This is a genomic window from Corynebacterium sp. TAE3-ERU30 (assembly GCF_019209925.1).
Taxonomy (GTDB): domain Bacteria; phylum Actinomycetota; class Actinomycetes; order Mycobacteriales; family Mycobacteriaceae; genus Corynebacterium; species Corynebacterium megadyptis.
This window is the reverse complement of sequence record NZ_JAHUTO010000005.1, coordinates 17,382-29,555: the sequence shown is the minus strand read 5'-3', so window position 1 is coordinate 29,555 and position 12,174 is coordinate 17,382. Positions and strand designations below refer to the sequence as shown.

13 protein-coding genes are annotated in these 12,174 nt (G+C 61.2%); 9 read left to right on the top strand and 4 right to left on the bottom strand.

All coding sequences use genetic code 11. The features are described 5' to 3' along the window. Window positions 1–114 precede the first annotated feature (114 nt). Together KR227_RS09915 and KR227_RS09910 are read right to left on the bottom strand one after the other, a co-directional pair. Window positions 115–270: a hypothetical protein gene (locus tag KR227_RS09915; RefSeq protein ID WP_218365189.1), complete on the bottom strand. Its 156-nt coding sequence runs from the start codon at window positions 268–270 to the stop codon at window positions 115–117. A gap of 442 nt (window positions 271–712) precedes the next feature. Continuing rightward, on the bottom strand, window positions 713–1,270 hold the full coding sequence (locus tag KR227_RS09910) for an MptD family putative ECF transporter S component (protein ID WP_218365188.1): 558 nt from the start codon (window positions 1,268–1,270) through the stop codon (window positions 713–715). A gap of 280 nt (window positions 1,271–1,550) precedes the next feature. On the opposite strand from KR227_RS09910, the gene KR227_RS09905 reads away from it, so the two are divergent. The 6 genes from KR227_RS09905 to KR227_RS09880 all read left to right on the top strand — a co-directional run bounded on the left by KR227_RS09905 (window position 1,551) and on the right by KR227_RS09880 (window position 7,318). Then, entirely contained in the window at window positions 1,551–2,153 is a 603-nt protein-coding gene (locus tag KR227_RS09905) for a nitroreductase family protein (RefSeq protein ID WP_218365187.1), read from the top strand. An 806-nt stretch (window positions 2,154–2,959) separates the two neighbouring features. Next, window positions 2,960–3,190, top strand: a complete 231-nt coding sequence (locus KR227_RS09900) for a hypothetical protein (protein ID WP_218365186.1) — start codon at window positions 2,960–2,962, stop codon at window positions 3,188–3,190. A 341-nt stretch (window positions 3,191–3,531) separates the two neighbouring features. After that, entirely contained in the window at window positions 3,532–5,028 is a 1,497-nt protein-coding gene (locus tag KR227_RS09895) for a methylmalonyl-CoA carboxytransferase subunit 5S (protein ID WP_218365185.1), read from the top strand. Between the two features lie 45 nt (window positions 5,029–5,073). Beyond that, window positions 5,074–6,636 (top strand): acyl-CoA carboxylase subunit beta, encoded by a 1,563-nt coding sequence (locus tag KR227_RS09890; RefSeq protein ID WP_218365184.1) that lies wholly within the window; start codon window positions 5,074–5,076, stop codon window positions 6,634–6,636. Window positions 6,637–6,671: 35 nt separating this feature from the next. Next, window positions 6,672–6,932, top strand: coding sequence for a hypothetical protein (locus tag KR227_RS09885; protein WP_151550211.1), 261 nt, complete (start codon window positions 6,672–6,674; stop codon window positions 6,930–6,932). A 26-nt stretch (window positions 6,933–6,958) separates the two neighbouring features. Then, entirely contained in the window at window positions 6,959–7,318 is a 360-nt protein-coding gene (locus KR227_RS09880) for a biotin/lipoyl-containing protein (protein ID WP_151550212.1), read from the top strand. 97 nt (window positions 7,319–7,415) lie between these two features. Here KR227_RS09880 and hisN read toward each other — a convergent pair whose 3' ends face one another. Together hisN and KR227_RS09870 are read right to left on the bottom strand one after the other, a co-directional pair. Further along, entirely contained in the window at window positions 7,416–8,201 is a 786-nt protein-coding gene (gene hisN, locus KR227_RS09875; RefSeq protein WP_218365183.1) for a histidinol-phosphatase, read from the bottom strand. A gap of 35 nt (window positions 8,202–8,236) precedes the next feature. Continuing rightward, a complete protein-coding gene (locus tag KR227_RS09870; protein WP_218365182.1) occupies window positions 8,237–9,079 on the bottom strand; it encodes an inositol monophosphatase family protein in 843 nt (280 codons plus the stop codon). Window positions 9,080–9,186: 107 nt separating this feature from the next. On the opposite strand from KR227_RS09870, the gene prfB reads away from it, so the two are divergent. The 3 genes from prfB to ftsX all read left to right on the top strand — a co-directional run bounded on the left by prfB (window position 9,187) and on the right by ftsX (window position 12,045). After that, window positions 9,187–10,293, top strand: coding sequence for a peptide chain release factor 2 (gene prfB, locus KR227_RS09865; RefSeq protein ID WP_218365181.1), 1,107 nt, complete (start codon window positions 9,187–9,189; stop codon window positions 10,291–10,293). A 129-nt stretch (window positions 10,294–10,422) separates the two neighbouring features. Continuing rightward, window positions 10,423–11,112: a cell division ATP-binding protein FtsE gene (gene ftsE / locus KR227_RS09860; protein ID WP_218365180.1), complete on the top strand. Its 690-nt coding sequence runs from the start codon at window positions 10,423–10,425 to the stop codon at window positions 11,110–11,112. Between the two features lie 30 nt (window positions 11,113–11,142). Beyond that, the gene (gene ftsX / locus KR227_RS09855) at window positions 11,143–12,045 is read left to right on the top strand and encodes a permease-like cell division protein FtsX (RefSeq protein ID WP_151530431.1); all 903 of its coding nucleotides are present in this window, start codon (window positions 11,143–11,145) and stop codon (window positions 12,043–12,045) included. Window positions 12,046–12,174 lie beyond the last annotated feature (129 nt).

Here is a 12,174-nt window from a genome sequence, read left to right as displayed (position 1 = left end):
TCGGGGACAATGAATGGCGTAGTCGGCGCATCTGCCGCGTGTCCTCGGGTCGAGATCGGCGCAGGTGTACCTCACGTCTGTGCGTATCCAGTCCGGGGGAGAAACCTTCCGGTGTCAAAGGATGCTCACCTGTAATGGGCGAGTGAGGTGGAGGGTGACGATCACGCAGTTGATCAGGATTGCCGAGAAACAGCCGACGAGCAGGAATGCGGGGCCAAAGAAGCGCGCTAAGCAGGTACCGAAGACAACGAGGTCGAGACGAGAAGACACAGACGGTGACGAAGTCGCGAGTAGTGGCGTTCACGAACCCTCTCCTTGGCTAATGGTCAAAGAGCGCTAACCATTATTGCTAGCATCGCTTCCATTGTTTTTTTAAGGCTAACCTAATTTCTCCTATGGGGTGTGCGCGGGTCAGTAGCATGGCGCGCCTCTCCATGTCCTTCCTATGGAGTTGCCACCTGCTGCGGGGAAGATAGACCGCGTCAATCGCTCGACGCCGCCAGCCACAAGCGCCTCGCTGCTGGCACTCATCGGCAGCGGGGTAGAAAAGTGCAGCGATGATGCGTATGGCTCGCCAGTGATGGCATGCGGGGAGAGGGCGTTGGCGGTCAGCACTAGGAGGATGAGTGTGCTGGATTCTGGTGGGCGGGCGGCGTAGTGCCAGAGGGCAACGAGGTGACAATAGTGCCGTGCATAAAGCCCCAGGTGTGCATTAGGCCAAGCCAGCACGCTGGAAGTTGCGCCTATTTAGTTTCCTACCCAGTAGTCCACCGGCGTAGCCGAGAATGAATAGGGCGACGAACCAGATAGCCACCACCCAGTTAGAGAACAGCTCACGCATCTGCTCAGCGTATTCAGGTCCCATCTGTTCGGTGAGTTCGGCATAGTATTTATCGGCGTTGACGACTGCGGGCAGCACGGGGATGATGAGCCACAGCGTAAACACAGCGTAGGCGAGCGGAAAGTGCTTGTTCTTGAGGTAGTCGGCGGCGAGGCCAATGATCACCATCACCACTGCGCTGCCCCACCATTGGCTGGTGGCAATGAACAGCAGCGCATTAATGAGGCCGAGGAGGGCCAGCGCCCCCATCTTTGGCACGCGGGCGGAGTAGAGCGCGATGACGGCGCCGTTGATGAGAATTGCCAGGGCCCAGCCAACAAACATGAATGCCGGCCCAAGAAGGCTCACCATGCCGATGGCGAAGATGACCACGAAGTACAGGGCAGAGAAAATGCCGACGTTGATGAAATCACGAGTGGTGAAGTTCACGAGCCCAATCCTTAGTTATTAGTTAGTAAAAGCTATCCTAACTATTATGGCTCTCACAGGGGATGTCAAGCCCGAACTGGCTCCTCTCGGCCGGAGTGTCTCAGTTGCCGGTGGATCCGGATGGGTGGAGGGCCACCTGGTGCGCAGGCGGCGCCGACTGGGTGGTATCTGCTCTTAGGCGAGAGTGCCGCGGGTGCGTGGCTCGGAAGGGCCTCCACCCCAGTCCCGTGTACACGGCGAGGGCATGGAATAACAGCTGATTCTCACTGTTGTAGGGGGCATGGATAACACGTCTTCTCTCGTTCACAATTTGATTGCACAACGCCGCACCGTTCGCGCCTATGCGGACACTCCAATCCCTGACGCTGTGCTGGATCGGGTTGTGTCCTCGACGCTCGAAGCGCCGAGTGCGTTCAACCTGCAGTTGCGTGATGTTGTGGTGGTCACTGACCCCGAGCTGCGTCAGGCGCTCACGGATTCCTCGGGCCAGCAGCAATTTGCGGATGCCCCGGCGGTGCTCATCTTCGTGGGCCGCACGGAGATGTGGCCAGAGGATGCCGAGGAAATCCTCGGCGCTAAGGCGGACTATGTGCGCGGCTACAAGCAACAACAATCGGCGGGGCAGCGTCGACAAGCTGCGATTATCGACGCCACCCTCGCGGCCGGCACCGCCTTGCTGGCGGCACAGGCAGAAGGGCTGGCCACCAACCCCACCACCGGGTGGAACGATGAGGCGGTCAAGGAGATCATCGGCCTTGGTGGGCGAGACGATCGCAGCGTTGCGGTGATCGTGGCGATGGGATACCCCGACCCGCAGGCCGAGGTGCCGGCCCATCCTGGGCGCAAGGCGGACCGGCGAGTGGACAATAGCTACGCCCGCTAGCGCGCACTGGGGCAGCGGCGAGCTCCCTCCTGAATTTCTCGATTAAAACGCACAGTTATTTTTTCATTGCCGCTCTCTCTAGCGTCACGTATTTCGCTAGAGAGGGCGGTGTTTGTAATTCTCAGCACCTGCGTGAACTCTTCGCGGTGGTGGCTAGGTGCGGCCTGTGTCGAATGGTGTTTTCTCGGGCGCGGGTCCCGCGCGACGCGCTGCCTGAGCGTCTTCCCATAGGGCCGGAGGAGGGGTGCAGATGCCAGTGGCTGCGAATGTGTCCGAAAAAAATCCGCAGCGAGGCTAACGCCGAATCTGAGGTAACCCTTTCTCGCCGCGATAGGGGACAAGACAACAAAGTTCGTCCCGAATATCTAGTGACTTATAGGTAGGAACCTGCAGCTAAGGGGCGTGATAGAAGTATCGCCGGTCGCTCACACGGGAACGGGGTGATTTATCGAGCGGGCGCGCAAAGGCGATGCCTGGCGGAGTTATAGGCGGCTTCCGAGGAGGTTTCTGAGTGAACTTTAGGGGTGTGGGGGTAGCAAAAGGGGGTGGTTTCTGAGGTTGCCCTATCTCGACCCGCTGGAGCGGTGTGGCGGCGGACGGCTGGCGCTGCTACGCCGGAAATCCTCGCTTTAGCTGGAGGATCCTTAAAACATTTCCTAGAGAAACTAGATTTCTACTCGAAGAAAACTGAGATGAACTGGTGGTTAACGCTAGGAAAGTTATTGCAATCGTTTTGTCTGTCTCTTAGGGTTTGGTGTGTACGTAAACAGCAGTCACGCGGTGGCTACGACAAGAGGAGACGGTGTATGTCTTTCGTTCTTCAGATCCAGGAAATCGTTGAGGGGCCGATCAAGGACCTGTACGTAGAGGTCGGCAGCTCCCTGCCCACCTTCGCCCCGAACTTCGTGCCCGAGCAGGTCGACTTCGCTGAGGGCCAGTTCTCCAGCGAGTGGTTCAACGGCCAGACCTTCTCCTCCGACTGGGGTTCTGACGAGCTCATCAGCCTGGGCAACTTCAACATTGCCGGCACCGAGTAAAGCTTCTTAGGCTTTATATATTCCCCGATCCGCGCGTGAGCGCGGGTCGGGGTTTGTGCGTTTGGGGGGGTTAATCTACGCTACCGTAACCTGAACATTGTTCAGAGGTAGGAGATTGCTCACACATAGATGGGTGTCTGTGGGGGCGCCCATGTATTCAAAGACGTGGGATGAATGTCCGGTTTTGTGGGGTAGGCTGTGTTTTACTCACTACTGGGGTGAGGGTGGGGGTATTGCAGGCAATCTTCCCTGTGTCAATGTGGGTTTCTTGCGCTATCGTGTCCGATCATTCGTGGGCTGTGATCTGCGCTGGGGCGTTAATCCCACTAGGGTGAAGCAGTATGAGCCCACATAAGATCGGCGTAACCGAAGTCGCTTTCCGCGACGCGCACCAAAGCCTGTTTGCAACTCGTTTGGCCATGGAAGACATGGTCGATGTCTGCGAGGAGATGGACCAGGCAGGCTTCTGGAGCGTGGAGTGCTGGGGCGGCGCAACCTATGACGCCTGCATTCGATTCCTGAACGAAGACCCGTGGGAGCGCCTGCGCACCTTCCGCAAGCTGCTGCCCAACTCGCGCCTGCAGATGCTGCTGCGCGGTCAGAACCTCCTCGGCTACCGCCACTACGAGGACACCGTGGTGGATAAGTTCGTGGAGAAGTCCGCAGAAAATGGCATGGATGTCTTCCGCGTCTTCGATGCGTTGAATGACCCGCGCAATCTCGAGCACGCCATGCAGGCCGTGAAGAACGTGGACAAGCACGCCCAGGGCACCATCTGCTACACCGTATCCCCGCTGCATGACGTGGAGGGCTACATCAAGCAGGCTGGTCGGCTGCTGGACATGGGTGCTGATTCCATTGCGCTGAAGGATATGGCCGCTCTGCTCAAGCCCCAGCCGGCCTATGACATCATCCGCGGTATCAAGGAGACCTACGGCGAGGACACGCAGATCAACGTGCACTGCCACTCCACCACGGGCGTCACCATGGTCACCCTGATGAAGGCTATTGAGGCCGGCGCCGATGTCGTGGACACCGCCATCTCCTCGATGTCTCTCGGCCCGGGCCACAACCCCACCGAGTCTCTCGTCGAGATGCTCGAGGGCACCGACTACGAGACCGATCTGGACATGGACAAGCTCATTACTATCCGTGACCACTTCAAGAAGGTGCGCCCGAAGTACAAGGAGTTCGAGTCCAAGACTCTGGTGGACACCAACATCTTCCTCTCTCAGATCCCCGGCGGCATGCTCTCCAACATGGAGTCCCAGCTCACCGCCCAGGGTGCGGGCGACCGCATCGATGAGGTGATGGAGGAAGTGCCGCGCGTGCGCAAGGACGCCGGCTTCCCGCCGCTGGTCACCCCCTCCTCTCAGATCGTCGGCACCCAGGCCGTGTTCAACGTGCTCATGGGTCGCTACAAGGTACTCACCGCCGAGTTTGCCGATCTCATGCTCGGTTACTACGGCGAGTGCATCGGCGAGCGTAACCCTGAGCTGATCAAGCAGGCCGAGGAGCAGACCAAGAAGGAGCCCATCACCTGCCGTCCGGCCGATCTGCTCGAGCCGGAGTGGGACCAGCTCACCAGCGCTGCTGAGGAGCTCGATGGCTTCAACGGCACCGACGAGGATGTTCTCACCAACGCACTGTTCCCGTCCGTGGCACCGGGCTTCTTCAAGACCCGCCACGAGGGCCCGAAGAACGTGGGCAAGACCGAGGAACAGATGAAGAAGGAAGCAGAGGCCGCCTCCGGCTCTGCCAACGCCGTGCGGGAACCCATCAGCTACCGCGTCACCGTGGGTGGCCGCAGCGAAACCGTCAAGGTGGAGCCCGCCTAAACGCGGGCCACGTAGAAACATACGAGAAGAGGAAAGCAGTAGACAATGGCTGACACTCACGAGCCAACAATGCAAGAACGCCTCGACCACCTTGCCGAGGAACGCGAGCGCGTCTCTCAAGGTGGGGGAGCGGACCGTCTCGACAAGCAGCACCAGCGCGGCAAGCTCACTGCCCGCGAGCGCGTAGAAAAGCTGCTGGATCCGGGCACCTTCCAAGAAACCGGCATGTTTGCCAAGCACCGCACCACCCACTTCGGGATGGATAAGGCCAATGCCCCGGCCGATGGTGTGGTCACCGGCACCGGCGTGGTCTTTGACCGCCTGGTGCACGTTGCCTCCCAGGACTTCACCGTCATGGGCGGCTCCGCTGGCGAAACCCAATCCAATAAGGTGGCCCAGACCATGCGCGAAGCTGGCGTGACGGGCACGCCCTTCGTGTTCATCAACGATTCCGGCGGAGCCCGTGTGCAGGAGGGTATCGATTCCCTCTCCGGCTACGGCAAGGTCTTCTACGAGAACGTCTCCCTGTCCGGCCTCGTGCCGCAGGTGTCCATCATTGCCGGCCCCTGCGCCGGTGGCGCCGCCTACTCGCCGGCACTGACGGACTTCATCATCCAGACCCGCAAGGCCAATATGTTCATCACCGGCCCCGGTGTGATCAAGTCGGTCACCGGTGAGGATGTCACTGCGGAGCAGCTCGGCGGCCCCGATGCCCATATGGCTAAGGCCGGCAATATTCACTTCGTCGCCGACGATGATGAGCAGGCCATTCTCATCGCGCAGAAGCTGCTGAGCTTCCTGCCGCAGAACAACACCGAAGAGCCGCCGATCGTCGATCCCGACCCCGTGGTGGAGCCCGACGAGTCGCTGCGCGATATCGTCCCCGTCGAAGGCAAGAAGGGCTACGATGTGCGCGAGGTAATCGCCCGCATCGTGGACCACGGAGACTTCCTCGAGGTCCAAGAGGGCTTCGCCCGCAACATGGTGGTGGGCTTTGGCCGCATGGTGGGCCGCACCGTCGGCATCATCGCTAACCAGCCCAATGTGGTCTCCGGTGTGCTGGACATCAACTCCTCCGATAAGGGCTCCAGCTTCATCCGCTTCTGCAACGCCTTCAACATTCCGCTGGTCACTCTCGTGGATGTGCCCGGCTTCATGCCCGGCGTGGCCCAGGAGCACGGTGGCATCATTCGCCACGGCGCGAAGATGCTCTACGCCTACTCCGCCGCATCGGTGCCGAAGGTCACCGTGGTGCTGCGCAAGTCCTATGGTGGCGCCCACCTGGCCATGTGCTCGAAGGACCTGGGCGCAGACCGCGTCTTCGCCTGGCCCACCGCGGAAATCGCGGTGATGGGTGCCGAGGGCGCGGTGAACGTGGTCTTCCGCAAGGAGATCGCCAATGCCGAGGACCCCGAGGCTAAGCGCGAGGAGATGGTGGCCGAGTACAAGCGCACCTTCTCCACCCCGTATATGGCCGCTTCCCGCGGCTTGGTGGATGACATCATCGACCCGGCTGATACCCGTGCGGTCATCGCCAATGCGCTCGAGATGCTCCGCAATAAGCGCGTCACCCGCCCGTTCAAGAAGCACGGCCTGGGGCCGGCCTAAGCCGCCGCCGAGAACGCAGCGAGGGAGAAATAAGTATGAAACCGAAAAGCAATGACGAGCTCTACCAGCTCATCCAAAAGCTCAACACTCGCGTGAGTCTGCTCGAGGATGAGGTCAAGGAGCTCCGGGCTCGCTCGGATCAGGACATTCCTGAGGATGTGCTCTTTGCCATCAGCGCGGCCGTGTCGGCCTATATGGGCAATAAGGGCAAGGTCAAGGCTGTGCGTTTCCAGCGTCACCGCACCTGGGCACACCAAGGCCGCCAGATCATCCAGACCCGCTCCACTCACCTGTAGATCAAGTTGTTAAAGGTATAAGCATCATGAAACTGAAAGTTACCGTCAACGGCATCGCCTACAGCGTGGACGTTGAGGTTGAAGAAGACAAGCGCACCCTCGGCCCGATCGTGTTCGGCGGCAGCTCCTCGCCGTCCACCGAACCGGCCACCGCCTCCGTGCAGGGTGTCTCCGCTAATGCCGTCGTGGCGCCGCTGTCCGGCTCGGTCAGCAAGGTGCTCGTCAGCGAGGGCGAGGAGATCACTGCCGGCCAGGTGCTGGTGGTTCTCGAGGCCATGAAGATGGAAACCGAGGTCACCGCGCCCGCCGATGGCACCGTGGCCACCATCAACGTGGAAGCCGGCGACTCCGTCCAGGGTGGTCAGTCGCTCATCGACTTAGCCTAAACCGGCCGCCACGCGCGCACCCACATACACGCACTGCTCCCTGCATCATCCTCCATCAGGAGGGATGCAGGGAGCAGTACGCTATCAGCGCTAGTGCCTAGCGGGAGAAGCGGCTGAGCAGCTCCTCGTGGAGCAGGCCATTGCTGGCTAGGGCGCTGCCGCCATGCGGGCCCTCCTCGCCCTCGACCGAGGTGAAGCGGCCGCCGGCTTCGGTGACCAGCACGCTCAGCGCGGCGAGATCCCAGAGCGAGACTTCCGGCTCGAGGGCAATATCTACCGCCCCCTCCGCGAGCAGGGCATAGGAGAAGAAATCTCCATAGCCACGCAGGCGCCAGGTGTCCTCGCTCAAGCGCACAAACTCCTCCAGCTGGCCGCGCTCCTGCCAGCCGGCCAAAGAGGAAAAGGACACGGACGCATCCGCGAGAGAGGCTACCTGGGAGACCTGGATGCGGCGTGGCGAGGCGCCGTGGGGCTGCGCCCATGCGCCCTGGCCAGCGCTGGCCCACCAGCGGCGGGTGAGCGCTGGGGCGGAGACCACACCCACCACGGGCTCGCCGTCGACAAGCAAAGAAATAAGGGTGCACCACACCGGTACGCCGCGGACGAAATTCTTGGTGCCATCGATGGGATCGATCACCCACTGCCGGCCAGCCATGGTGGTATCGCCGCCGAATTCCTCGCCCAGGATGCTGTCCTGGGGGCGATCGATGGCCAGCCGCTCGCGCAGTGCCTCCTCGCAGGCGGTGTCCGCATCGGAGACGGGGGTGAGATCCGGCTTGGACTTCACCTGCAGGTCGGCGGCGTGAAAACGGTCGGTGGTGATGCTATCGGCGATGTCCGCGAGCTCGAGAGCGAGGGCGAGATCCTCGGCATAGGTTGGCACAACAGGCTCCTTGAGAGATATCAGTAAACGGTTTTTTAAGACTCTAGGGCGGCGCGGATCTGCTCCACCGCCTGGGCATTACCGGCGATAGACCAGATCACGCCGCCGGCCTCTACCTGGGCCGTGGCGCCGCCGTTTCCCTCCACGAGGGCGCGGCCGGGCAGCCAATCCCACGAGGGCACCGAATGCTGCATCCATGCCCCCATCGTGCCATCGGCGACGCTGGCCAGATCCACGCTGCCCGCGCCCCACATGCGGATGGTGGAGGGCAGCTGCGCCACCGCCTGCCATGCGCCGGCCACCTCGGCATTGCCCACATAGGTGGGGTGGAGATAGGTGGCCAGAGGGATGGTGGAGATATCGGCGTCGCTGAGCGGGGGAAGGGATTTGCCATCGCGGGTGGTGGGGATCTCGGGGCCGCCAAACCAGGTATAGCCCATATCGGGGCGGTGGACGGCGCCGAAGTGCACCTGCTCGGGCTCGTCCGGGGTGCCGCTGACCAGCGCCAGGGCGGAGCACCAATAGTCGGAGCCGCGGGAGAAGTTGAAGGTGCCGTCGATGGGGTCGATCACCCAATAGCGGCCGGAGTCGGATTCCCGCGAGCTGCCCTCCTCGCCGCGCACCCCGTCCTCGGGGCGCAGCGCCTTGAGTGCATCAGAGACAAAGCTCTCGGCAGCGCGATCGGCCTCGGTGACTACATCTGAGACGCTGGTTTTGCGCTCGGTGGTAATGCCCACCTCCCGCATCCGCCACGCCAGCCGGCTGGCGTTATAGACCAGTGCCTGCGCCAACTGCTCATCGGAGCGGTCTTGTTGGGCGACAACAAAAGTAGAAGTGACGGAGGAGATCATCTCAGCTAAAGAACTCATGTCCACCATTGTGCCTTGTCTGCCGCGCGCAGGTGTGCTCACGGAGCGCAGGTGGGGGAGCGGCACGCTCTGCCCGCGTTCGGCGCGGTTGAGAGATATGCATAGAATGAACAACTATGCGCCCCGAGATTCAGCACCAGCATGCCAGCCTAGATTCCACCCTGAGCACCTTGGAGAAGGTACTTGACCCGGTGGGGCTGAGTGATGCCGTGCGGGAGTTGGAGATGAAGGCCGCCGATCCCTCGCTCTGGGATGATCCCGAGCACGCCCAGAGCGTCACCACGGAGCTATCCAATAAGCAATCCCAGCTCAAACGCCTGACCCAGCTACGCCAGCGGGTAGACGATCTGCCGATTATGTACCAGCTGGCCGAGGAAGAGGGCGAGCCGGAGGATCTGGCCGATGAAGAGCTGCGGGCGCTGCAAAAAGAGATCGAGTCGCTGGAAGTAACCACCATGCTCTCCGGCGAGTATGACGCCCGCGAGGCCGTGATCAATATCCGTTCCGGCGCAGGTGGCGTGGATGCCGCAGACTGGGCCGAGATGCTCATGCGCATGTACACCCGCTGGGCGGAGAAGAAGGGCCACAAGGTGGATGTCTATGACATCTCCTATGCGGAGGAGGCCGGCATTAAATCCGCCACCTTCGTGGTGCACGGCGAGTACATGTACGGCACCTTGTCGGTGGAGCAGGGGGCGCACCGTTTGGTGCGGCTCTCGCCCTTCGATAATCAAAGCCGCCGCCAAACCTCCTTCGCCGAGGTGGAGGTGCTGCCGGTGGTGGAAAAGACCGACCATATCGACATCCCCGACTCCGATATCCGGGTGGATGTTTTCCGTTCCTCCGGCCCCGGCGGGCAGAGCGTGAATACCACCGACTCCGCCGTGCGCCTGACCCACCTGCCCACCGGGCTGGTGGTGAGCTGCCAAAACGAAAAATCGCAGCATCAGAACAAGGCCTCGGCCATGCGCGTGTTGCAGGCCAAGCTGCTGGAGCGCAAGCGCCAAGAAGAACGCAATGAGATGGACGCCCTGGGCGCCGGCGGCAATGCCTCCTGGGGCAACCAGATGCGCTCCTATGTGCTGCACCCCTATCAAATGGTGAAGGATCTGCGGATGAACTACGAGGTCAATGATCCCACCAAGGTCCTTGAAGGCGACATCGATGACTTCCTCGAGGCCGGGATTCGCTGGCGCATCGCCCAGAACTCCGAGGAGGATTAACTCGGCCTTTCTCCGTGGGATCGGCGCAGGTGAGCGTCGATAAGCGCGCGGCAGAAATGTGGGGGCAGACTTTAACACCAGCCAACAGCAGAGTTTTCAATGTGACTGCTGGGAACTAGGGTGGTTCATGTGATCACGTTTGATGGTGTAACCAAGACATATAAGACGTCCACGCGCCCAGCGCTGGACAATATCAACCTAGAGATTGAGAAGGGCGAGTTTGTCTTCCTGATCGGCCAATCGGGGTCGGGCAAGTCCACCTTCCTGCAGCTGCTCGTGCGCGAGGAAGACGTGACGAGCGGCGATATCTACTTCGATGACTTCCATGTCAACGCCCTGCGTGGGAAGAAGATTAATGAGCTCCGGCGCAAGATCGGCTTCGTCTTCCAGGACTTCAAGCTGCTGCCGAAGAAGAATGTCTACGACAACGTGGCCTTCGCTCTGGAAGTAATTGGCAAGGATAAAAAGGCCATCGACAAGCTGGTGCCCGAGACTCTCGAGATGGTCGGCCTCGAAGCCAAGGGCAATCGCATGCCCCATGAGCTATCCGGCGGCGAGCAGCAGCGCGTGGCCATTGCCCGCGCCTTCGTGAACCGGCCGCTGTTGCTCTTGGCCGATGAGCCCACCGGCAACCTTGACCCGCACACCTCCACGGACATTATGGTGCTGCTCAACCGCATCAATAAGACGGGCACCACCGTGGTGATGTCTACGCACAACGCTGGTGCGGTGGACGCCATGCGCCGTCGCGTTATCGAGTTGAACTTGGGCAAGCTCGTCCGTGATGACGTCCGCGGCGTCTACGGCGAGGGCAATTAAGTAGCAGCGGGACAATAAGGAGACAACATTATGAGGCTTGGAATCGTGCTGCGTGAAGCCCTGCAGGGGCTCGGACGCAACATCACCATGACCATCGCGTTGGTGATTACCACCGCAATCTCGCTGGCACTGCTGGCCACCGGCATTTTGGTGACCAACATGACCGAACGCACCAAGGATATCTACCTGGATCGGGTGGAGACCATCGTGCAATTCGACGAGGAGATCTCGGCCAACGATCCCACCTGCGAAAGCGATGCCTGCCGCGAGATCCGCGAGCAGCTCGACGGTGCCGAGGGCGTTGAGGCCGTGACCTTCCGCTCCCGCGCCGATAGCTATGAGCGCTTCGTGGAGCTCTTTAAGGACACCGACCCCCAGCTGGTGGAATCGACCACCGAGGATGCCCTGCCCGCTGCATTGCACGTGCAGCTGACGAATCCGCTCGATGATTCCCCGCTGGAGCCCATCCGCGACAAGGAGCAGGTCATCGCGATCATCGACCAAAACGATGATGTCCGCGCGGCCACCGATAACCTTGATTCGATCCGCAACGCCACCTTCCTGATCGCCGCGGTGCAGGCCGTGGCCGCGATGTTCCTCATCGCCAATATGGTGCAGCTCGCCGCCTATCACCGGCGGGAAGAAACCAAGATCATGCGCATCGTCGGCGCCTCGCGGTGGTACACCCAAGCGCCCTTCATTTTGGAGGCCGTATTCGCCGCCCTCATCGGCTCGGCACTCGCCGTCGCCGGGCTTTTCGCCGGCAAGAAGCTGGTGGTGGACCAGGCCCTGTCCGATCTCTACTCCTCCCACATCATCGCTCCCGTGCTCGACCAGCACGTGTGGGTTCTCGCCCCGGTGATTGCACTCATTGGTGTGGGTTTTGCGGCCATTACCGCAGACGTGACCCTGCGCATATACGTGCGGAAATAGTTTCCGCCGCAGCGCTTATCGACGCCCACCTGCCGCACAGTTTTCCCGCAAAGGGAAGAAGCGTGAAGGCCGGTGGGCGTTCTGCTGTCTGCTGGGTACGGAAGCGTAGGGGCAGAGCGGAGGCATGCC